The 22,327-nt window shown below is 57.9% G+C and carries 21 protein-coding genes; 11 read left to right on the forward strand and 10 right to left on the reverse strand.

Annotation, left to right across the window (positions count from 1 at the left end; translation table 11 throughout):
• Positions 1–358: 358 nt before the first annotated feature.
• A complete protein-coding gene (locus ACS5Q8_RS21890) occupies positions 359–3,253 on the forward strand; it encodes a ribonucleoside-diphosphate reductase subunit alpha (RefSeq protein ID WP_276194424.1) in 2,895 nt (964 codons plus the stop codon).
• Positions 3,254–3,356: 103 nt separating this feature from the next.
• Here ACS5Q8_RS21890 and ACS5Q8_RS21895 read toward each other — a convergent pair whose 3' ends face one another.
• From ACS5Q8_RS21895 to ACS5Q8_RS21925, 7 genes are all read right to left on the reverse strand, one after another.
• Positions 3,357–4,445 carry a hypothetical protein gene (locus tag ACS5Q8_RS21895; RefSeq protein WP_276194425.1) on the reverse strand — a complete coding sequence of 363 codons (1,089 nt, stop codon included), beginning with the start codon at positions 4,443–4,445 and terminating at the stop codon, positions 3,357–3,359.
• 188 nt (positions 4,446–4,633) lie between these two features.
• Entirely contained in the window at positions 4,634–5,950 is a 1,317-nt protein-coding gene (gene flgE / locus ACS5Q8_RS21900; RefSeq protein WP_276194426.1) for a flagellar hook protein FlgE, read from the reverse strand.
• 31 nt (positions 5,951–5,981) lie between these two features.
• A complete protein-coding gene (gene flgD, locus ACS5Q8_RS21905) occupies positions 5,982–6,707 on the reverse strand; it encodes a flagellar hook assembly protein FlgD (RefSeq protein ID WP_426102603.1) in 726 nt (241 codons plus the stop codon).
• Between the two features lie 16 nt (positions 6,708–6,723).
• Entirely contained in the window at positions 6,724–7,167 is a 444-nt protein-coding gene (gene flgC / locus ACS5Q8_RS21910; RefSeq protein ID WP_016973698.1) for a flagellar basal body rod protein FlgC, read from the reverse strand.
• Between the two features lie 3 nt (positions 7,168–7,170).
• A complete protein-coding gene (gene flgB / locus ACS5Q8_RS21915) occupies positions 7,171–7,578 on the reverse strand; it encodes a flagellar basal body rod protein FlgB (protein ID WP_003175633.1) in 408 nt (135 codons plus the stop codon).
• 304 nt (positions 7,579–7,882) lie between these two features.
• The gene (cheR, locus tag ACS5Q8_RS21920; RefSeq protein ID WP_276194429.1) at positions 7,883–8,710 is read right to left on the reverse strand and encodes a protein-glutamate O-methyltransferase CheR; all 828 of its coding nucleotides are present in this window, start codon (positions 8,708–8,710) and stop codon (positions 7,883–7,885) included.
• A gap of 42 nt (positions 8,711–8,752) precedes the next feature.
• Entirely contained in the window at positions 8,753–9,685 is a 933-nt protein-coding gene (locus ACS5Q8_RS21925; RefSeq protein ID WP_026140310.1) for a chemotaxis protein CheV, read from the reverse strand.
• Positions 9,686–9,767: 82 nt separating this feature from the next.
• Between ACS5Q8_RS21925 and flgA the strand changes: the two genes are divergently transcribed.
• The 4 genes from flgA to ACS5Q8_RS21945 all read left to right on the forward strand — a co-directional run bounded on the left by flgA (position 9,768) and on the right by ACS5Q8_RS21945 (position 12,362).
• Complete coding sequence (gene flgA / locus ACS5Q8_RS21930) at positions 9,768–10,532, forward strand: flagellar basal body P-ring formation chaperone FlgA (protein ID WP_426102601.1); 765 nt, start codon at positions 9,768–9,770, stop codon at positions 10,530–10,532.
• Between the two features lie 141 nt (positions 10,533–10,673).
• A complete protein-coding gene (gene flgM / locus ACS5Q8_RS21935) occupies positions 10,674–10,997 on the forward strand; it encodes a flagellar biosynthesis anti-sigma factor FlgM (RefSeq protein ID WP_276194432.1) in 324 nt (107 codons plus the stop codon).
• 48 nt (positions 10,998–11,045) lie between these two features.
• Complete coding sequence (locus tag ACS5Q8_RS21940; protein ID WP_276194433.1) at positions 11,046–11,516, forward strand: flagella synthesis protein FlgN; 471 nt, start codon at positions 11,046–11,048, stop codon at positions 11,514–11,516.
• A gap of 96 nt (positions 11,517–11,612) precedes the next feature.
• A complete protein-coding gene (locus ACS5Q8_RS21945; RefSeq protein WP_276194434.1) occupies positions 11,613–12,362 on the forward strand; it encodes a flagellar brake protein in 750 nt (249 codons plus the stop codon).
• A 59-nt stretch (positions 12,363–12,421) separates the two neighbouring features.
• Here ACS5Q8_RS21945 and ACS5Q8_RS21950 read toward each other — a convergent pair whose 3' ends face one another.
• A complete protein-coding gene (locus ACS5Q8_RS21950) occupies positions 12,422–13,801 on the reverse strand; it encodes an MFS transporter (protein ID WP_276194435.1) in 1,380 nt (459 codons plus the stop codon).
• Positions 13,802–14,663: 862 nt separating this feature from the next.
• Here ACS5Q8_RS21950 and ACS5Q8_RS21955 point away from each other — a divergent pair.
• Both ACS5Q8_RS21955 and ACS5Q8_RS21960 read left to right on the forward strand, forming a co-directional pair.
• Complete coding sequence (locus ACS5Q8_RS21955; protein WP_426102599.1) at positions 14,664–17,060, forward strand: membrane-bound PQQ-dependent dehydrogenase, glucose/quinate/shikimate family; 2,397 nt, start codon at positions 14,664–14,666, stop codon at positions 17,058–17,060.
• A 140-nt stretch (positions 17,061–17,200) separates the two neighbouring features.
• The gene (locus ACS5Q8_RS21960; protein ID WP_276194437.1) at positions 17,201–18,487 is read left to right on the forward strand and encodes a carbohydrate porin; all 1,287 of its coding nucleotides are present in this window, start codon (positions 17,201–17,203) and stop codon (positions 18,485–18,487) included.
• Positions 18,488–18,550: 63 nt separating this feature from the next.
• Here ACS5Q8_RS21960 and ACS5Q8_RS21965 read toward each other — a convergent pair whose 3' ends face one another.
• Together ACS5Q8_RS21965 and ACS5Q8_RS21970 are read right to left on the reverse strand one after the other, a co-directional pair.
• On the reverse strand, positions 18,551–19,423 hold the full coding sequence (locus ACS5Q8_RS21965) for a NotI family restriction endonuclease (RefSeq protein ID WP_017849182.1): 873 nt from the start codon (positions 19,421–19,423) through the stop codon (positions 18,551–18,553).
• On the reverse strand, positions 19,420–20,550 hold the full coding sequence (locus ACS5Q8_RS21970) for a DNA-methyltransferase (RefSeq protein ID WP_276194438.1): 1,131 nt from the start codon (positions 20,548–20,550) through the stop codon (positions 19,420–19,422). Before ACS5Q8_RS21970 ends, ACS5Q8_RS21965 begins: the two co-directional genes overlap by 4 nt.
• Positions 20,551–20,896: 346 nt before the next feature.
• On the opposite strand from ACS5Q8_RS21970, the gene ACS5Q8_RS21975 reads away from it, so the two are divergent.
• Genes ACS5Q8_RS21975 through ACS5Q8_RS21990 form a run of 4 tightly spaced genes read left to right on the forward strand, consistent with a single transcriptional unit; the run spans position 20,897 to position 22,266 of the window.
• Positions 20,897–21,211 (forward strand): ArsR/SmtB family transcription factor, encoded by a 315-nt coding sequence (locus tag ACS5Q8_RS21975; RefSeq protein WP_276194439.1) that lies wholly within the window; start codon positions 20,897–20,899, stop codon positions 21,209–21,211.
• Positions 21,208–21,642, forward strand: coding sequence for a YeeE/YedE family protein (locus ACS5Q8_RS21980; RefSeq protein ID WP_276194441.1), 435 nt, complete (start codon positions 21,208–21,210; stop codon positions 21,640–21,642). Before ACS5Q8_RS21975 ends, ACS5Q8_RS21980 begins: the two co-directional genes overlap by 4 nt.
• Positions 21,643–21,644: 2 nt before the next feature.
• The gene (locus ACS5Q8_RS21985) at positions 21,645–22,064 is read left to right on the forward strand and encodes a DUF6691 family protein (RefSeq protein WP_276194442.1); all 420 of its coding nucleotides are present in this window, start codon (positions 21,645–21,647) and stop codon (positions 22,062–22,064) included.
• Between the two features lie 13 nt (positions 22,065–22,077).
• Entirely contained in the window at positions 22,078–22,266 is a 189-nt protein-coding gene (locus ACS5Q8_RS21990; protein ID WP_276194443.1) for a YgaP family membrane protein, read from the forward strand.
• Positions 22,267–22,327 lie beyond the last annotated feature (61 nt).

Here is a 22,327-nt window from a genome sequence, read left to right on the forward strand (position 1 = left end):
GACCAAACACAAATCAGACAAGAAACTCAAGTCCTTTCTTGCTCCTGTTTGGTCCAACTCCAGCATTTTTTAAAGCCCAAACCGCTCAAGCGGATGGCAACCGTTTTAGCGCGCCAACAGCGCAAAACGGTACGGGTGTTGCAGTGCTTGAACTTGGCAACTGTCACCCACCAGGAATACGGCGAGGAGCTTTTGAGCTCTAAACCGAAGACTTCGGCATGGAAGCGGCGCGATGAGCTCCCTTCCTCCTGTCTCGAAGTTGTTATGCCAGGCCCAGGCCTGCTGTAAGTGCTTCAGGACGGAACGGTGGGCGCCGTGATGGTGCCCAAATAAATATAGAATGTGGAGACAACACCCCATGCAAACCGACACAACTCGCGAGAACCCGCAGGGCTCCGTGCCGCAGGCCGCTGATTCGAATATGGATCTGTCCGCCACTGCACCAGGCCAATTGCGCGTGATCAAGCGTAACGGCACTGTCGTTCCTTACACCGATGACAAAATCACCGTCGCCATCACCAAAGCGTTTCTTGCAGTTGAAGGCGGCACCGCTGCCGCCTCGTCGCGCATCCACGACACCGTTGCCCGCCTGACCGAACAAGTCAGCGCGACCTTCAAGCGTCGTATGCCTTCGGGCGGCACCATCCACATCGAAGAAATCCAGGACCAGGTCGAACTGGCCCTGATGCGTGCCGGCGAGCAGAAAGTCGCCCGCGACTACGTGATCTACCGTGACGCCCGCTCCAAAGAGCGCGCCGTTCGCTCCCCAGTCGACGAAGCCGCCGTACAAGCGCACCCATCGATCCGCATCACCCTGGCCGACGGCACATTCGCGCCGCTGGACCTGGGCCGCCTGAACACCATCATCACCGAGGCCTGCGAAGGCCTGGAAGAAGTCGACGGTGACCTGATCCAGCGCGAAACCCTGAAGAACCTGTACGACGGCGTAGCCCTGACCGACGTCAACACCGCCCTGGTGATGACCGCCCGTACCCTGGTTGAACGTGAGCCGAACTACTCGTTCGTGACCGCGCGCCTGCTGATGGACACCCTGCGCGCCGAAGGCCTGGGCTTCCTCGGCGTAGCCCCCAGCGCCACCCACCACGAGATGGCCGACCTGTACGCCAAGGCCTTGCCGGCGTACATCACCAAGGGTATCGAATACGAATTGCTGAACCCGGTCCTGGCCACCTTCGACCTGGAAAAACTCGGCAAGGCGATCAACCACGAGCGCGACCAGCAGTTCACCTACCTGGGCCTGCAAACCCTGTACGACCGTTACTTCATCCACAAGGACGGTATCCGCTTCGAACTGCCGCAAGTGTTCTTCATGCGCGTGGCCATGGGCCTGGCGATTGAAGAGAAGCACAAAGAAGACCGCGCCATCGAGTTCTACAACCTGCTGTCGTCCTTCGACTACATGTCGTCGACGCCGACCCTGTTCAACGCCGGCACCCTGCGTCCACAGCTGTCGAGCTGCTACCTGACCACCGTGCCGGATGACCTGTCGGGCATCTACCACGCGATCCACGACAACGCCATGCTGTCCAAATTCGCTGGCGGCCTGGGTAACGACTGGACCCCGGTGCGCGCGCTGGGTTCGTACATCAAGGGCACCAACGGCAAGTCCCAGGGCGTTGTACCGTTCCTGAAAGTCGTCAACGACACCGCCGTAGCGGTCAACCAGGGTGGCAAGCGCAAAGGCGCTGTCTGTGCCTACCTGGAAACCTGGCACATGGACATTGAAGAGTTCATCGAGCTGCGCAAGAACACCGGTGATGACCGTCGTCGTACCCACGACATGAACACCGCCAACTGGATTCCTGACCTGTTCATGAAGCGCGTCTTCGACGACGGCAAATGGACCCTGTTCTCGCCATCCGAAGTGCCGGACCTGCATGACCTGACCGGCAAGGCTTTCGAAGAGCGTTACGAGTACTACGAAGCCCTCACCGAGTACCCAGGCAAGGTCAAGCTGTTCAAGACCATCCAGGCCAAAGACCTGTGGCGCAAAATGCTGTCCATGCTCTTCGAAACCGGCCACCCATGGCTGACCTTCAAAGACCCGTGCAACCTGCGCAGCCCTCAGCAGCACGTGGGCGTGGTCCACAGCTCGAACCTGTGCACAGAGATCACCTTGAACACCAACAAGGATGAGATCGCCGTTTGCAACCTGGGCTCGATCAACCTGCCGAACCACATCGTCAACGGCAAGCTAGACACCGTGAAGCTTGCACGCACCGTGAACACCGCCGTGCGTATGCTCGATAACGTCATCGACATCAACTACTACTCGGTGCCACAGGCGCAGAACTCCAACTTCAAGCACCGTCCAGTCGGCCTCGGCATCATGGGCTTCCAGGACGCTTTGTACCTGCAGCACATTCCTTACGGTTCGGATGCAGCGGTCGAATTCGCCGACAAGTCCATGGAAGCGGTCAGCTACTACGCGATCCAGGCTTCCTGCGACTTGGCCGACGAGCGCGGTGCCTACGAGACGTTCCAGGGTTCGTTGTGGTCCAAAGGCATCCTGCCGCTGGATTCGCAACAGATCCTGATCGCGCAACGTGGCCAGAAGTACATCGACGTTGACCTGAACGAATCCCTGGACTGGGCGCCGGTACGTGCCCGTGTACAGAAAGGTATTCGTAACTCCAACATCATGGCCATCGCGCCGACCGCAACCATCGCCAACATCACCGGCGTATCGCAGTCGATCGAACCGACCTACCAGAACCTGTATGTGAAATCGAACCTGTCGGGCGAATTCACCGTGATCAACCCGTACCTGGTTCGCGACCTGAAAGCCCGCGACCTGTGGGACTCGGTCATGATCAACGACCTGAAGTACTACGACGGTTCGGTGCAGCAGATCGAACGCATCCCGCAAGAACTCAAAGAGCTCTACGCGACCGCGTTCGAAGTGGACACCAAGTGGATCGTTGACGCCGCCAGCCGTCGTCAGAAGTGGATCGACCAGGCGCAGTCCCTGAACCTGTACATCGCCGGCGCTTCGGGCAAGAAGCTGGACGTGACCTACCGCATGGCTTGGTACCGTGGCTTGAAAACCACTTACTACCTCCGTGCCCTGGCCGCGACCAGCACCGAGAAGTCGACCATCAACACCGGCAAGCTGAACGCGGTTTCCAGCGGCAACCACGGTGATGACTCGGTGCTCGCCGCACCTGCCGGCCCGGCGCCAGTGCCGAAAGCCTGTGCGATCGACGAGCCGGATTGCGAAGCGTGCCAATAAGCTGAGTCGGTTCCGGGCTTGATTGCCCGTGATTGAAAAAACCTCGATAGACCCTAGCTGCAGTTGGGTTTATCGGGGTTTTCTTTTGCCCAGGCAAAGCCCGTCAGTTGCCGAACAATATGGTCGCAATCCCTGTCTTGGGCACCCCGCCCCGCTTGCCCCACAGTTCAATCCGGCCGTCGATCACCGCCATCGAATGACCGCCGTACTCCACCGTCCCCGACTTGCTGTTTCGCAAGTCGGCATCCGTGGACTGCCGGTAATTGTTGCGCAGCCCCAGGCGGTCCAGACCTTCCCGACTGTACTCACCATCGTTGAGCGTGCGTATGCCATCCAGAAAGCTGCGCCCGGCAGTGCCATCGTTGTTTTCCATTTGCGCCCGTTTTGCACTCACGGCAAACATGAAGTTGGCGTTGGTCATCATTTTTGGATCATCCCCCTGGAAACGTGCATGAGTGGCAGCTAGCCGCACTTCATCCTTGGTCAGATCAACCTTGACACCATCGCGCATGGTCACCGAGTAGCCATTACCCGTTTCCTTGACCTCCTTGAAGACATCGGTGGGTTTCTCGCCAAAGTGCATCATGGCGGATTTGATCGCTGAAACCGTCACGCAATTGCCGTCCGGCCCCTGCTTGAAGCCGCTCCAGATATTCTCCGGTTTTTTTCCCGGCTCACTGTTATCGGGTTTGTAGTCGAAATGCTTCGCGCCTTCGGTAATCGCCTTGTTGCTCATGGCCTCGCTGGGGCCAAAACCACCGCCGCCGCCTCCACCGCCGCCCCCTCCACCTCCACCTCCTCCCGGCGAGGGGGAAGGAGAGGGAGAGGGTGAAGGGGGTTTATCCGGAGACGGGCCATCAGGAAACGCCTCCGGAAAGGCTCTCTTCATGAAATCGAGAAAACCCTCGGACGCATCTTTCTTCAGATCATCGAGAATCTCCTTGAATTTCTCTTCACCAAGCTCCTTTCGCTTTTCATTCAGCTTGTCCCGCAACTCCTGGGCCGTCTGGTTCTTCGAGGTTTTTTCGGCGTCTTCAAGCTCTTTGATCAGCTTTGTGACGCTTTCCTTGACGGCGCCCGTGTCTTGCTGGGTGCCATCAGACTGGCTGGCGGCCTTCAGGTGTTGCCCTGCCCCCCCACTTTCGTAACGCACACCCCCGACCCCTTGGCCAGATACCGATGAACTCCACATATCGCCTCTCCCCAACAATGAGAGAACCCAACGCCTCTCGGCTGGATAGGTGGAAAGACAGGTGTGGCGCGTTCCAACAAAGGCGTGTCATCTCGTAACCGCATCGGTAGTGGGAAAAGGTCTTAATGCCAAATAAAACGCAAAAAAAAGCCCCTCGATCGAGGGGCTTCTTGTGCAGCGCTAACGCATCAGGCCATCTGGATGATGGTCTGCATGATGGTGCTCTGCGTGGAGATGGTCTTGGCGTTCGCCTGGTAGTTGCTCTGGGCCTTGATCAGGTCCACCAGCTCGTTGGTCAGGTTGACGTTGGAGTTCTCCAGGGAGTTGGCCACGATCGAACCGAGGGTACCGGCTTGAGGGGCGTCATAGCCCGGCTGGCCCGAAGCGTAGGTCTCCTTCCAAGTGGTGCTGCCCGCTGGCTGCAGACCTTGCTCATTGTTGAAGCTGGCCAGGGAGATCTGGCCAATGGCCTTACTCTGCTGGTTACTGAAGGTGGCGAACAGTACGCCGCTGCCGTCGATTTTCAGCCCGGTGATCTGGCCGGTGGCATAACCATCGGTGACCGGCGGGTTGCGGTAGCTGGCCGAATTGTACTGGGTGATACTCGCCATGTTGACCGCAATACCACTCGTGTTGGCCGCAGCGCCGTTAGCTGTCCATACACCATTGGTAACGGTACCCGGTTTCCAGTCGGAAATGGTCAGGGTGGTGTTGGAGGTCGTGCTAGGCGGCGTAACCACGCCAGTGAGCTTACCGGAGGTGTCGAACGATAAGGTCGACGCTACAGGTGCCACTGCGCCTGTGCCACTGATCGGTGTGCCATTAGGGTTAACCCCGTCGATCAAGGTGTAGGAGTTCCATTGGTTGGAACCCGTCTTCACCAGGTACTGCACCATCGGGTGGGAGTTGCCTTGGGTGTCGTACAAGGTGGTGCTGTACTGGGTGGTGAAGGTACTGGTGTCGCTTGGGTTGAATGGCTTGGCCACCTGGTCGATCACCGCCTCCGAGGAGTTCAGGTTACTGGTGGAGTCCACGGTGCTGGAGGCTTTAGGCGGCAGGTTCGACAGGCTCACTTGCAGGTCGACCAAGCCGCCCTTGACGATCTTGCCGTTGGCATCCGCCGCGTAGCCCTGCAGGCGCGAAGTACCGGTGTTGTTGGTGATATAGCCGTCTTTGTCCGAACGGAAGGCACCACTACGGGTGTATTCCAGCGACCCGTCGCTGCCCTTCTGTACGAAGAAGCCGCCGCCCTGGATCGCCATGTCCAGGATGCCACCCGTGTTGTTGACGTCACCCTGGGTAAATTGCTGGGACACCGCCGCCAGGTTCACACCGTTACCGACGCTGTTCTGGCCGGTGCCCAGTTTGGACGCCGCGTAGATATCCGCGAACTCCGCGCGGGACGCTTTGAAGCCAGTGGTCGCGACGTTGGCGATGTTGTTGCCGGTCACGTCCAGTTGTTTGTTGGCCGCATAGAGGCCGCTAAGGCCGATGTTAAAAGACATGTTTCTCTCCCTCTGCCGTATTTAGCCGGCTCTATGTACCGATAGTCTGAATTTGCGACAGCTTGACGCTGCCCATGCCGCCAGCAAGGTTAAGCAGCATTTCGCCGCCGGTCTGGCTGAGGGTCACGCTGGTGACCGTCGCCGGCAGAGAAGTCGCCAGTGCCACCGAGTCGCCTGTGTCGTTCTTGGTGGTGGCCGCAAAGGTGTAAGTCCCGGCAGCCGCGACCTCACCATTGGCGTTCTTGCCATCCCAGATGAAGTCGGAACTACCTGCGCTCTGTGCGCCCAGATCGAGGGTGCGCACCACGACGCCGTCTTTGTCGGTGATCTTGACCGAGACGTTGCCCGTTGCCGCCGTCACCGCGACCGAGCCGGTCATGCTCTTGCTGGTATCCACCAGCGCCGTGTCGGTCTGGGTAATGATCGAGCGGCCTACCAGCGACGAAGCCTGCAACGCCTGCGACGAGCTGTAGTTGCTGGAGATGTTGTTTACCGAATCATTCAGGGTGTTGATGCCCTCCAGACTGCTGAACTGCGCCAACTGAGACACGAACGCACCGTTGTCCTGGGGCGACAGCGGGTTCTGGTTTTTCAGTTGGGTCACCAACAGTTGCAAGAACGCATCCTTACCCAGCGACTGGTTGCCCGTTGCCGCCTTGGTGGCGGAGGTGAGGCTGCTGTTGGTCGTCGCAGTACTGACCTTGCTATTGAACAGGTTCTGGACTGCCGTGTTGTTCGTCGTATCAACAATGGCCATTGTTTGGCACCCCTTATCACTGACCCAGGGTCAGGACCTTCTGCATCATGGTTTTGGCGGTATTCATCATTTCCGCGTTGGTCTGGAACGAGCGGCTGGCGGAAATCATGTCAGCCATTTCCTCGACCACGTTGACGTTCGGGTAGTACACGTAGCCTTTTTCGTTCGCCGCAGGGTGATTCGGCTCGTAGCGCGCTTCCAGATTGCTCTGGTCTTCCACCACGCCGAGTACCTGCACGCCTTGTCCGGCAGCATCCTGGTTCTGGAACAGCGAATCGCTGCCGCCGCTCTGGCCGCCCTGGAACATGGTGGCGAACACCGGGTGACGCGCGCGATACGTCTGGTCAATGCTCGAAGACACGGTCTCGGCGTTGGCGATGTTACTGGCGACGGTGTTCAAACGCGTGGTCTGCGCGCTCATGCCACTGCCGGCAATATTGAAAACACTGGCTAGGGACATGGCTTACTCTCCACGCAGGGCTGACATCAGCCCTTTGAATTTGCTGTTAAGCAGGGTGAAGCTGGCCTGAAAGTTCACCGAGTTCTCGGCGTAGGCCGATTGCTCCAACTGCGCGTCGACGGTGTTCTGGTCGATCGATGGCTGCATCGGGGTGCGATACAGAAGCGACTCGTCACCACTGCTCAGGCCTTGCGCTTCGATATGACGGCTATTGGTCATGTTCAAGGCGAAGGTGCCGTTCTTGGTCTTGTCCTGCTGTGCGGCGAGCACGGCGGAGAAGTCCAGGTCCCGAGCCTTGTAGTTCGGGGTGTCGGCGTTGGCAATGTTGTTGGCCAGAACCTCCGCACGCTGGGCGCGAAAGCCCAGGGCTTGTTCATGGATACCGAGCGCTTTATCGAAGCTGATGCTCATGGCGGAAACCTTTAGGCTGACCTGCTGTTCGTTAACAGGGTTATAGCAAGGTACATGCCAATCTGATGGGAGCCCATATATCAAGGGGTTGCGGGGAGATTGCCGGCGGCAATGCCAGAAAAGCGGCAACCGGTTTCCGCGTGGCGCCAGTAAAGCGGCAATCGCGGTTGCCGCTATTGGGAAGTTTGCAGCGCAAACAAATGTGGGAGGGGGCTTGCTCCCGACGGCGGTGTGTCAGTGATAGTTACATCAACTGAACCGCTATCGGGGGCAAGCCCCCTCCCACACGTTGACTGCGTGCGACTTACTTGGCCTGGTAAATGATCCCTGGACTGCACTGCACCATCTGGAAATGATCCGGCAGGCCGTTCAGCGCCTCGGATGCACCGAGGAACAGATAACCACCGCGCTTGAGCGTGCCGTGGATGCGCAGCAGGATGTCTTTCTTCACTTCGGCCGAGAAGTAGATCAGCACGTTGCGGCAGAACACCATGTCGAACTTGCCCAGGCTGGCGTAGCTGTCGAGCAGGTTGAACGAGCGAAACTCCACCCGGCTCTTGATCGGCGCCTTGACCGCCCAACGCCCCGCGCCTTTCGGATCGAAGAAACGCTGCAGGCGTTCCGGGGACAAACCGCGGCCCAGGGCCAGGCTGTCATACTCGCCGGTCTTGCAGTTGGTGAGCATGGTGCCGGACAAATCGGTCGCGACAATTTGCGCACCGGCCTTCAACTGGCCCATGTTGGTCCGCTCGAACTCGTCGATGGACATCGAAATCGAGTACGGTTCCTGCCCCGAGGAACAGGCTGCCGACCAGATCCGCAAACGCTGACCCGGGCTGGCCTTGATGGCCTCGGGCAGCACTTTGCTCTTGAGTACTTCAAAGGGATAGGTGTCGCGAAACCACAGGGTTTCGTTGGTGGTCATGGCATCGACCACCATTTCCTTGAGCCCGCTGCGCGGCTGGCTCTGAATCCGCTGGACCAACTCACCGAGGGACTTGATACCCTGCTGTTCCATCAGTTTGTTGAGACGGCTGGATACCAGATATTGCTTGTTTTCACCGAGCAATATGCCACAGGCTTTTTCCAGGAAGACCCGGAACTGTTCGAAATCCAAATTACCCGTAGACAATGATACCGCCTCTTAAATCGTGTGACCGCCAGGGAAATCCCCCTAGCCGTGATCTGCTGCCTTGATCCGGTCGACTACCCGGGATGCCAGGTCATCAGGGCGGAACTTAGCCAGGAAGTCGTCAGCACCGACCTTCTTGACCATCGCCTGATTGAATACGCCCGACAACGAAGTATGCAGGATGATATGCAATTTTTGCATGCGTGGATCGTTACGTATCTCAGCCGTAAGGGTGTAACCATCCATTTCCGGCATCTCGATGTCGGAAATCATCATCAAAAACTCTTCTTCCGGCTTCTTGCCTTCATCCACCAGCTTGCGCAAGTAATCCAGCGCCTGGCGGCCATCATTGAGCGCCACCACCTCAACGCCGATGGTTTGCAGGCAACGGGTCACCTGTTTACGCGCCACCGAGGAGTCGTCCACCGTCAACACCCGCAGCGAAACCGCCTTGTGCGCCGTTTCGGCATCGACGACGCCAACCGAGATCGCTTCGGAAGTCGGTGCGACTTCGGCGAGGATTTTCTCCACGTCGATGATTTCCACCAACTGGTTGTCCACCCGCGTCACCGCCGTGAGGTAGTGATCGCGACCGGTGCCCTTGGGCGGTGGATGGATCTCTTCCCAGTTCATGTTGACGATACGTTCCACCGAGCGCACCAGGAAACCCTGGGTCTTGGTGTTGTATTCGGTAATGATCACAAACGGGTTCTCGCGGTCTTGCAGGCCGGCCGAACTCGTGGCCAACGCCAGGTCGAGAATCGGAATGGTCGCGCCACGGATGTTGGCTACGCCACACACCACCGGGCTCGACTTGGGCATGATCGTCAGCTTGGGACACTGCAGCACTTCCCGCACCTTGAACACGTTGATGCCATATAGCTGCTTGCCGTCCAGGCGAAAAAGCAACAGTTCGAGGCGATTCTGCCCTACCAGCTGTGTGCGCTGGTTTACTGAATCCATTACACCTGCCATGCCCAGACTCCTACGCTAAAACCTTTGGGGGTACGACGCGCACCCAACACTAAACGGCACGAGCTTTGCTTTTTATTTGGTCATGGATATGAAAACGACAGTTTCCCGACGCACCAGCCGCCCACGGTACCGCAGATTACTCTGCGCCTGGATGGCGTTGTTTACCGTGGGCGCAAGCGCCACTACCCGCGCCGACAACGTCACATTGCCTGATCTACTTATCGGCGTCACCCAAGGCTTTCTTGAGTTCACTGTAGAAGATTATCTGGCAACCACTCAGACGCCAGGACGTTATGAAATCCAGGTCAACCAACTGGACCCGCGCCTGCGCATGCCGATGTGCGACAAGGAATTGACAGCCACCCTGGAAAGCCCGGCCCAACCCATTGGCCGCGTGACGGTCAAGGTCCGCTGTGAAGGTGCCTCGCCCTGGACCGTGTTCGTGCCCGCCCAGGTCAAACTGTTCCGCGATGTAGTCGTGGTATCGCGGCCGCTTAAACGCGGCGGAATCATCGGCGATGAGGATGTCATCTTGCGTGAGCGGGACATCAGCCTGATCAATCAGGGCTACCTGACGTCAGTGGACCAGGCTGTTGGGCAACGATTAACCCGACCAATGGTCAGCGATCAGGTCATCACCCTGGTCAATCTTGAACAGGCCGAGGTCATTCGCAAGGGCGACCAGGTCGTCATTTCCGCGAGCAGCGGCGGGCTGAACGTGAAGATGCCGGGCGAAGCGCTGTCCAACGGCGGCATGAGCGAACAGATCCGGGTCAAGAACCTCAACTCCAACCGCGTCATCAGGGCACGGGTCACAGCGCCCGGCCAAGTCGAGGTCGCTTTATAGATAGCTGGAATAGGACGCCAGCTTTTCCTACACTGTACGCCTGACGTTCGTGCATGCAGGTTTATTGTCAATCGCGCCTAAAGTTTGTACGGGTATGGCCGAAAACATGGCAAGCGTCCAAATACCCAGAGGTTTTTTATCATGGTCATCGATTTCAGCCGTTTGAATAACGCCCCGGCTTTGCCAGGCACTACGCGCACCAGCGGCACCAAGGACAGCGTAGAAGCCAAGGCCCAGCCTCTGCCCGCCAAGGCAGAACAGGCCGGCGCCAGCCAAAGCGGGGAATCCGTACACCTGAGCAATGAGGCTCAACAGTTGCAGAAGGTCACTAACTCGCTGCGCGATCAACCCGTCGTCAATCAAGCCCGCGTGGCCGAATTGAAACAGGCGATCGCCGATGGCAGCTATAAAGTCGACAGCAACCGTGTAGCCAGCAAGCTGCTTAACTTCGAAGCCGAGCGCTAGGCAAAGGCCTGCGCCAGGCTTTTGGACGCTTAAAACCCAAGGCCAGCCATGCACCACGACGAAAATCTGCTTCAACTGATCATTGATGATCTGGCGCCGACGCAACAATTGCTCGAGCTGCTCAAAGAAGAATCCCTGGCCCTCTACGGCCGGGATATGCCGCTGCTGGAAGAAATCCTGGCGCGCAAACAATCGCTGATTGTCCTGCTGGAACAGCACGGCAAGAAGCGTAGCCAGATTCTCGTCAGCCTCGGCCTGCCGGCTGATCAAGACGGCCTTGCGCAGTTGGCCAGTCACTCCTCGGTCGGCGATCAGTTGCTGGCCCAGAGCAAAGAACTCAATCAATTACTCACCCAGTGTCAGGAAGCCAACCTGCTCAACGGTCAGTCGATCCAGCTTCAGCAAACCACGACGGCCAATCAGTTGCGCATACTCCACGGCGGCGAACCTCCGGCCCTGTATAACGCCCAAGGTTCTACCTCACGCCTGGTTAAGCCAAGCACCCGCAGCCAAGCCTGACGCCGGTTTAAAGCGTGCCCTATCCAAGGCGCGCGACATACTGGCAAAATGACGGTTATTGCGTGTAGTCGTATTTTGTCTGGAGATGGAAGAACCGTGTTCAACGCCCTTAATGCGGAAGATGCTCCGCAGCCACCCAAGGTGCTCACCACGCCTCTGGAAATCGCCGGCACCTTGCGAATGCTGCAAGAAAGCCATGACCCGCTGATCATCACCTTCCATGAGCGCAGCCAGCGCTTTCAAAGCTACCTGGTCGACGTCAACCGGGACAGCAAGACCCTGGCCCTGGACGAAATGATTCCACGCGATGGCGAACGCCACCTTGAGAATGGCGAGCCTTTCCGCATCGAAGGCTTTCACGACGGTGTACGCATCGCCTGGGAAAGCAACGGCACCCTGAGCATCAGCGAAAAAGGCGGCCACCGTATCTACACCGGCAGCATGCCGGACGAGGTGGTCTACCATCAGCGCCGCAATGCGTTCCGTGCCGCGCTGAAGCTGGCACAACTGGTGAACATCGAGCTGGGCGGCGAGAAACTCAAGGCCGCGCCCACCGGCAAACTGTTGGACATCTCCGCCACCGGCTGCAAATTGCGCTTTGAAGGCGATATTTCCGATCGACTGCAGTTGGGCGAGGTCTACGACCGCTTCATCGCCGCCCTGCCCTTCGGCAGCATGACCACCTCGGTCGAACTGCGGTACCTGCACTTCGAAGAGAAGATCAACACCACCTTCGCCGGCGTGCGCTTCCACAACATGAGCGGCCTGGTGCAGCGCCAGGTCGAGCGTTTCGTGTACCAATTGCAACGCGAAGCACGGCGCTTCGACAAAGACGACGATTTTTAAGCACTGAGATCGCGACAAAAAAACGGGCAGACCCTTTCGGGATCTGCCCGTTTTTGCATTCAGGGGCGCGCCCTGCTCAGGTCATGGGGGTGCTCATCCGGGCCCAGTGGTTCCGGCGGCCCTTCGAAAGGCGGCTCATCGGTCGGTGGTTCGGAGTCGGTTTCAGGCTCCGCAACAGGCGTCTGCATCTGCTCCTGCACCATCTGCTCATCAACCCGCGGATCAAGTGCAGCCACCAGCGGCGAGCTGGACATGCTGTCAGGCATCGCCACGTGGTGCAGCGGTGCGTCATCGACCTGATGCAGGTTGGTCACCGCTTTAGGACGGATACGCCACACCAGGATCAGCGCGCACAGGCTGAAAAACGCGTAAAGCATCTGGCTACCAAACAGCTTCATCACCACACCAGCCAGCAACGGCCCGATACTGGCGCCAACGCCGTAGGTCACCAACAACATGGCCGTCAGCGATACCCGCCGATCACCTTCAACGTGGTCATTGGAAAACGCCACGGCCAGCGGGTACAGGCAGAACTGCACCAGCGAACACAGGAACCCGGCCACGAACAGCACTTCCAACGGCACCTTGCTCAGGATGGCCAACGGCAATGCCGCCACCGCCAGGCACAGGGCGAAGCAGCGAATCAACAGCGCACGATCGTAACGATCGGACAGCCAGCCCAACGGCCACTGCACTAGCAACCCGGCAAAAATGCAGCTACCCATGAAGAGACCGACCTGCTCGGTGGTCAGCCCCTGCTGGGACGCATAGAGCGGCGCCAAACCGTAGAACGAGCCGACGATCAACCCCGCCCCCAGCACCGTACTCAACGACTGCGGCACCCGCTGGATAAAGAAGCGCGGCTCCATCGGCGCCGGACGCAGGGGCGCCGGGTGAATGCGCCGGGTCATGGCCACCGGCACCAGGCACAGGGCGAAGCACAGCGCCACCACCATCAGCAACTCGAGGCCGAGCTGGGGATGCATCACCAGGATCAACTGCCCCAGCACCAGGCCAAGGTAGGACGCGATCATATAGCCGCTGAACACCACACCACGCTGCCGGGCATCCGCCTGCTCGTTAAGCCAGCTTTCGATGACCATGTACTGGCACATCATCCCCAGGCCCACAATGACCCGCAGCACGATCCAGGCCGGCAGCCAATCGATCAGGCCATGGCCCAACACCGCCGCGCCGACGATCCCGGCACAGGTGGCATACGCCCGAATATGCCCGACCCGGGCGATCAGGCGGTGGCCGATCTTGCCGCCCAGGACCAGGCCAGAATAGTTGGCCGCCATCAGCGCGCCGACCCATAGGCTGTCCACGTTGTCAGCCGCCAGGCGCAAGGCCAGGTAAGTACTGAGCAGGCCGGAGCCGATCAGCATCATCAAGGAGGCGAAATAAAGGGCTCGAAAAGATTTCCAGATCTGGCGCATCGGCGTTCCGAGCGGCTCCTTGCAGTGAGGGTCAGGGCTACCGGCATGATAGTCCCGGGGGGTCGGGTCCGGACAGGCACCAGGTGCTGTTTCCGGGGATTATTTTGCTTTAAAGCGATTGACTACAGCTCAGACGCTACCGGGTGACGTACAAGGTACAAGGTTGCGCAAAATACACGCCGCACCTCCTGTGAACGTCGCCAACGCGCAAGGTTCGACCGGGTGTTGAAAAGACCGAGCGCGCCCAAAAAAGCCCCCCTGTACATAATTGCCCGGACACCCGCATCGACAATGCGTATCGGCGCGCATTGTTGCTGTTTCATCAACAATGTTTTCCAGTCTTATGGATTTATCCAAAAAACCAGCGCTATAAACTGGTCCGCGCGTTAATCCACCGCGATTAACCAGCGAATCAGTCGGAGCAAAGCATGCAACCCGATCAAGGCCGACAGATCCTTCGGGCCTACTCATTACCGACTGAACACATGGATAGTCATTAAGCGGGCGTAATGCTGCCGCCAACGTTTTCTTTGCCCCTCCTGCCGACACTCCATCAGCCCCCGGTTAAGCATCTAGTTCGTTATCGAACGGAGCTTTTAGCGTGAAGGGGTTGAGCTGAAAGAGTGCCGGTATGCAGGCCAAGAACATGCGGATGGCAAGTTATTACGCTGATTTTCAATGCTTGCTTGCCGTCAGCAAGACAGCGCAGCGGGACCATGGACAAACCACACCGGGCCAACTAATGGCCGGACTCAACATTCGGCCAAGTTGCTCATACACCGTGGGCGCAGTTACGTATTTCCCCAACTGAGCATATACAAATATGACAGACGATCATCGATCTCACTCTGGAAGATCCTCAATGAGTACTATTGCAAGGGGACTGTTTTCCCTGCTTGTTTTTGCCGTGGCACTGGCGTTGATTTATGGCGGGTTCAAACTGGTAGCACTCGACGGATCGAGTTACTACCTGCTGGCCGGCTTCGCCTATCTGCTGTTGGCAGCACTGTTTGTCTTGCGTAAACCTATCAGCATTGCCCTCTCCGTCGTCATCTTCCTCGCCACGTGTGCGTGGGCGTTCTACGAAGTGGGCCAGTTCAGCTACTGGCAACTGCTGCCACGCCTGGTGGTGCCGGCGATCATCCTGACCCTCAGCTTGTGGGTCGGTGCTGCGTTCCCGGAAACGTCCTTGGCCACCCGGCGCACCTCCAACCGATTCGGCTTTGCCGTGTTCCTGGCCCTGATCGCCACCTTTATTGCGGCGTTCTACCCACACGGCGGGATATCGAACCCTGTCGCCGCGACTGACTTGCCCAAGGCCACGGAGCCCGCCAGCGGGCCTGCAAACTGGGAATTCTTCGGGCGCAATGCGTCAGGCACGCGGTTTGCGCCTTACACGCAAATCACGCCGGGAAACGTCAAGGACCTGCAAGTAGCCTGGACCTACCAGACCGGACGCAGGACCACCGGCGCCGGCGCTGGCGTTGACGAAAACACCCCGTTGCAGATCGGCAACGTGCTGTATTCGTGCACCCCGGAAAACCTGATCACCGCGTTGGATGGCGATACGGGCAAGCCGATCTGGAAGTTCGATCCTCACGCCAAAAGCGAAGAGCATGTGACGTGCCGTGGCGTGGGCTATTACGACGTTGATAAAGACGACAGCCTGAGCGCAGCGGTCAAAGCCTCGTATAACGATCAGCAGCAATGCCGCCAGCGTATTCTGGTGTCGTCGGTAGATGCCCGTCTGTTTGCACTTGACGCGCATACAGGCGCCCTTTGCCAGAGTTTCGGTGACAACGGTTACGTCGATCTCAAGAAAGGCATGGGCCCGACCGAAAACAGCAAGCGCTATCACCCGACCTCACTGCCAGTGGTCATGGGCCACCTCACGGTGGTGGGCGGCTGGGTACGCGACATTGTGGCTGGCGAACCCTCCGGCGCTGTCCGCGCCTTCGATGTGCTGACCGGTGCGCTGGTGTGGGCATGGGACGTCGGCGCGCCCGAGGGCACGGACCCAACCAAGGCCGATCACCCGTTCACGCTGGAAACGCCTAACGTATGGACGATCCCGACCTACGATAAAGAGCTGAACCTGGTCTACTTGCCGACCGGCAACGGCCCGCCCGACTATTGGGGCGGTGATCGCAACGCCGTCAAAGAAAAATTTGGCTCGGCCGTCGTGGCCGTCGATGCATCGACCGGTAAAGCCAAATGGATCTACCAGCTCATTCACCACGATGTATGGGATTACGATCTGCCATCGCAGCCGGTTCTCTATGACATCAAGAATGCCCAAGGCGTAAAAACCCCGGTCTTGATCCAGACCACCAAGACCGGCCAAATCTTTGTGCTGGATCGTCGCACTGGCCAGCCGGTGACAGAAGTACAGGAACGTCCGGTTCCAACCTCGCCGGCAGCAGAAGGCGAACACCTATCGCCGACACAACCGTACTCGGCCGGCATGCCGGTGATTGGGGCCGACCCACTGACTGAAAAGTCGATGTGGGGGGTGTCGACATTCGACCAACTGTATTGCCGGATCATGTTCAAAGATTCGGTTTACGCGGGGCCATTTACGCCGCCAACCGAAAAGCCATACATCGAATGGCCTGGCTTGCTGGGCGGGATGAACTGGGGTGGCATCTCCATCGATGAGAACACCGGCACGCTGTTCGTCAACGACATGCGCATGCCGCTGCGGATGTCATTGGTGACCAAGGAAGAAACCAAGAAATTCAAGGTCTCGACCGACGAAGTGCCGGGTTTCATGGGCACCATTCGCCCGCAAGTCGCCGGTATTTATGGTGGCGTGAAAATCGACATTCTCCAGTCGCCACTGGGCGTGCCGTGCAACTCCCCGCCCTTCGGCAGCATGAGTGCGATTGATCTCAATACGCAGAAACTGGTCTGGCAGGTTCCCATGGGCACCGTCCAGGATACCGGCCCGCTGGGGATCAAGACCCACCTGCAGATTCCGCTGGGCATGCCGACGCTTGGCGGTCCGACGTCGACAGCCTCTGGCCTGGTGTTCTTTGCCGGCACCCAGGACTACTACCTGCGCGCACTCGATTCGGCCACCGGCAAAGAAGTCTGGAAAGCCCGTTTGCCGGTTGGTGCGGTTGCGGCCCCGCTGATCTATCAGTCACCCACCACCGGGAAGCAGTACGTGGTCATCTCCGCCGGTGGCATGAGCCATTCGCCTGACGTCGGCGATTACATCATTGCTTATGCATTGCCGGACAACATCAAGCCGTAATGCGTTAGTTGCCACTGCATGAAAATAACCCCCGTTTACGGGGGTTATTTTTCCAAGTCACAAAAGCACAGCGCAAACCGATAAATAACGCGGAGCGTTGAGCTACTCCCTCACTTTCTCTGTAACGGAGCACATCCAAAATGCTTTTTTCTTTCCGCGCCATGCTGACCAGCAGCCTGTGCAGCGGTTTGTCGCTATGCCTCTTCGCCCCGTCCCCGGCACTGGCCGACGACCTGATGAACCGCTCCACACTCACTGGCGGCTGGGGTGGTGAACGCCAAAAGATGGTCGACGAGGGCATCAAACTAACCGGTGACTACAGTTCCGAAACGATTTCCAACCTGCATGGCGGGATCAAGCGCGGCACCCGCTATTCGCAACAAATACGTATAGGCGCCCAGTTTGATCTGAGTAAGTTGCTCGACAGCCCCGATGCGGGACGCGTGCAACTGCTGGTTAACGACCGTCGCGGCCACAGCGCCACGGAAGACTTGCTTGGAAACCGCCTGTCGTCCCAAGAAAACTACGGCGGCGAATACACCCGGCTGACCGAGTTCAGCTATCAACGCAACCTGTTTTCGCCGGCCCTGTCCACCAAAGTCGGCTTCATGGTGATGGGCACCGATTTTGGTGGTATGCCCATCTTGGCCAACTTTGTGAGCGCCGGCTTTTGTGCGCATCCGCTGACCATGTCGAGCGGCAGTGGCTGGGGCAACTACCCGACAGCGCATTGGGGTGGCGAGTTGCGTTACGACGTCAACCCGTCGCTGACGCTGCAAACCGCCGTGTTCCAGGTCAACCCGGAATACAACACGCGCTCTTCCAAAGCGTTCTCCATGCCCAGCAACGGCACCACGGGGGCGATTTTGCCACTGGAGGCGATCTTCAATAACGACGCCTTCCTGAACGGCCAATACAAAGTCGGTTGGTACTACGACACCTCCAACGTCCCCGAGATCGGCAGTACGCAAAAGAGCAGCAACCGTACCGGCGCCTATGTGCTGATGGACCAAGCCATCTGGCGCAATGAGCAAGACCCGCAAAGCGTGCTGCGCCTCTTCGGCCAGGCAGCCAGCAGCAACGCGGCGACCTCGCCGATGCGCCGCTGGTACTCGGTGGGCCTTGTCAAACAGAAGCCTTTCGCGAGCCGCCCGAACGACTCCATCTCTTTTGGCTATGGCCGCGCCGTGCTCAACTCGCGCACACGGGATGTGCAAGAAGCCAAGGCGACCAACCTCGAAGACGCCGAGATGATCGCCAACCTCGACAACGGCGAGCAAATGCTTGAGCTCAACTACGGCGCACAGGTCACACCTTGGCTGCTGCTGCGCCCAGACCTGCAGTACTACATCGAGCCCGGCGCGTTTTCCGGCAAAAAACGCGACAACGCGCTGGCCGCGGGTTTACAGGTCAAGGCAACGTTTTAAAAGCCTCGTTTGCACGGGGGGCATCCACTCGATGCCCTCTTGCAATCGCGCACTCAGGCGGCATCACACCAAACTGTCGGGCGTCCCCACTGCTTGGAACAACGTGCGGTCGGATAGCTTGGTCTGCAGCCCAATCAATATTTGCTCAAGCTCCACCCGGGCCTCTGCCTGGAGCCCCAGGCACATACCGATTCCGTCCGCATCCGTACTGAGTCGGGATGACATCGAGATCTTATAGTCGCCGGCACCTGCATTATCCATTTTATAGGCATGAAGATGCATTGAGTCGCCAATCAAGGCCGGTGTTTCAAGATGGTCGAATTTAAATTCCTTGGTCATGTAGCTCAGCAGTTTGTCCTGGACCACCAACACCAGCTTCTTGTTGAGGTGTTCAAATGTCTGCACTTTGTGGTGCATTTGAACCAAGATGGTTTTTGCGGTCATTTTCCAGTTCATTCCGAAGGTTTTATTGGACTCTTCAGCACTGTCCGACCTGGAAATCCCTAGCGTTTCCAGCATTCTCTGGCGCTCTGGCCAGACCGTTCCGGTCGTATCAAGGGTCTGCAGCTCGATGCCAACAAAGTCCTTCACCTTTCCATCTTTTACCGACACCAAGAAATAATCGACACTTCCCCCCGGGATCGACACTTCGGGGATGATGTGAAGCTCGTTCCCCGGTTCATGGGTCGTCAATAGATGAAAACAGTCGGTAAAAATCTGCCGGCGCTCGATTAGCCGGACAGGACAGATGATTACCGGTTCCGGCACTTTTCCGTACAGCACGCTGCACGTACCGATAGAAATGTCGGGGTTGGACTTCCTGACTTTGTAGCAACGCTTGTTGGTATAGGCGCAGCGTTGAGCGCCAATCACGCCTTGCCAGTCGACGGAGCGATTATGCGTACCCTTCCCGAACAACTCTATTATTTTGCTCATAACAGCGTATTGCACCTGTCTTTGGTCATCTCAAGATACTGCTCGGAGATATCTATCCCGATCGACTTCAAGCCTAAGCGTTGCGCCGCGACCATCGTTGTTCCCGTACCGCAGAAAGGGTCGATTGCCATACCGCCTGGTGGGCAGGTCGCCAATAAAGGTATACGGCACAGGTCGACCGGATAGGGGGCAAAGTGGGTTTCCCGGCCCTGCGAATCTTCCGGGAGAATGTCCCAGACGTCAGACGGTTTACTCCCCTTAGGGTGGTATTTAAGAAAGTAATAACCTTTATCCCTGAGTTCCTTCGCTCGCCCCGAAACTTTTTCACTGTCGGAGTGTGTCGCTCTTTGCTGCCCACGAATGATCATCCGGAAGTCTGACACTTTACCGGAAGACAAATCTGCAAGGATGCTGGCCAGGGCAGCATGCGCGGCTGATTTTTCTGCGTCGCTCAACGAGGTCGACAGCTCGATCTGGCGCTTGTAACGCACGCCGGAAACGCCCGTGGCTGAGACTATCGAGCCATTCACCACTTTGGACTCTCTAGGCTTGGACCTGACGGCATCAGCATTGTAATAATAGTTTTTTGACTGTTTCACGAAGTGAAACAAATTTTCATGGACATTTCCAAGACGGTCCTTGGTGTTGTCCATGCCGCCTTTCAGCTTGTTCCATATAATGCTATTTCGAAGTATCCAGCCTTGATTGTCGGTAAGCTCGAACACCACTCGCCACGGAATCCCGAGCAGCCCCTTGCCGCTATAAGAATCACCGAGATTGAGCCAGAACGATCCCGTCGACTTCAGCACGCGTTTGAGTTCCAAAAACACAGCGCAAAGATCTGCGACGAAATCCCGATAGTCTTTCTCCAGGCCTATCCCACCGTTTTGATATTCCCGCTTCCCCCAGTACGGCGGTGACGTCATTGCAAAATCAACCGACTCGTCAGGCAGAGACCTCAATACAGCGAGGCAATCCCCGTTCAGAAGCAGGGGGCGTGTAGAAGATGACCGGCCGTATTTCAGAAGCGCAGAAGAAAAATCTTTCTGGACGATGGTCGAAGGTTCAAACGCGTCTTTCTCCTGCGCAGAAAATAGTGCTGGATCGTTAAGTTCTGTGTAGGTCATGAGGTGTCCAAACGGGAACGGCGGCAATGGCTACAGGATGGCCTTCTAACGCTGTCCTGATCAGACCCGGATGGTACAGAGCCTGAGGAAAGCCGGGCAAGCCAAACCGTACTGAAGGGACAGACGTTGAGCCACGGGGTGTCGACTCCCAGGGCTCGGTCAATTCGATCGCCTTGCGATGGCGCAGAGCGACCTCATTGGATCACCAAAGCTGAACCACTCACTTTCGCTTCGCCTTTAGCCCCCGACCTTCTCCTGCCAGCGACGAACGCAGATCGGTGCTGACATACACTTATTGTTTTTATATAATATTATTTAACAAACTGACCAGTTAGTGATCAATCGTATGCCCGAATCAGATCTCCAGCGGCTACACGCCAACGCCGATGCCGCCAGCAAGTTCCTTAAGGCTCTGGCCAATCCGGATCGTTTGATCCTGCTCTGCCAACTATCCCAAGGCGAGCGTAATGTCAGCGATCTGGAGTCACTGCTAGGGATACAGCAACCGACGCTTTCTCAACAACTGGCGGTGCTGCGCCGCGAAGCACTGGTGGATACCCGTCGAGACGGAAAGCAGGTGTTCTATCGCATCAGCAGTCCTGCGGCATTGGCCGTCATCCAAACCTTGTATCAACAATTTTGCGGAGCAGACGCGTCATGAATGTCGATTGGCTCAACTTCACTCCCTGGTCATCCCTTGCAGGCGGTGCATTGATTGGCCTGGCGGCCAGTCTTTTCGTCGTCGCCAACGGGCGCATCGCCGGCATCAGCGGTCTGATCGGCAGTCTTTTACAGCGGGGGAGCGAGGGGGCGGGTGAGAAGGCGCTTTTTCTCCTGGGCCTGCTCATCGCGCCGCTTCTATGGGGCTTGTTCGCCGCGCTGCCGCAGATTGAATTCCAAAGTGGCGGGTTCGGACTGATCGCCGCCGGTGTATTGGTGGGTATCGGCACACGATACGGCTCAGGTTGCACCAGCGGCCATGGCGTGTGCGGCATATCACGCCTTTCGCCGCGATCGATGGTCGCCACTGCCTGCTTCATGTTCAGCGGTTTCACCACTGTGTTTGTCCTGCGTCATCTGCTGGGAGGTTGAATATGAACAAACTGACGGCATTCATTGCTGGCCTGCTGTTCGGCTTGGGGCTACTGCTGGCAGGCATGGCCAACCCGAGCAAAGTCCTGGCGTTCCTGGATTTAGCCGGTGCTTGGGACCCTTCCCTCGCGCTGGTCATGGTCGGGGCCATTGGCATAGCCATTGGCCCGCTGACCTGGGCGCGCCAACAATCCCGCTCGCTGCTGGGAAGGCCAATGCAACTGCCGACCAAGCGTGAATTGGACCCGCGCTTGATCGGCGGCAGCCTGCTGTTCGGCATCGGTTGGGGAATAGCAGGCATCTGTCCTGGCCCTGCGGTGGCAATTCTGCTGACAGGACGCTGGCAAGCAATCGTGTTCATGTTGGCCATGCTGGCCGGCATGTTGTTGTTTACTGCGCTGGAGACCCGGCGCAACCACTGATCGGGAGATCGTCATGAAAGCGAACCTTGGAACCATTGACCGTAGCCTGCGCATTGTCGCCGGCCTGGTTCTCATTGGCCTCAGTCTGATGGGCGTGATCGGCTGGTGGGGTTGGATCGGCTTAGTGCCACTGGCTACTGGTCTTTTCCGCTTTTGCCCTATGTACAGGTTGCTGGGCATCAAAACCTGTAACCGTTGCTGAGCAAAAACCCATAGCGTTCACGTGCATGAGGCCATTGGCGCAGCCGATTTCGTGGCTATGC

The organism is Pseudomonas sp. PAMC25584, assembly GCF_058135675.1.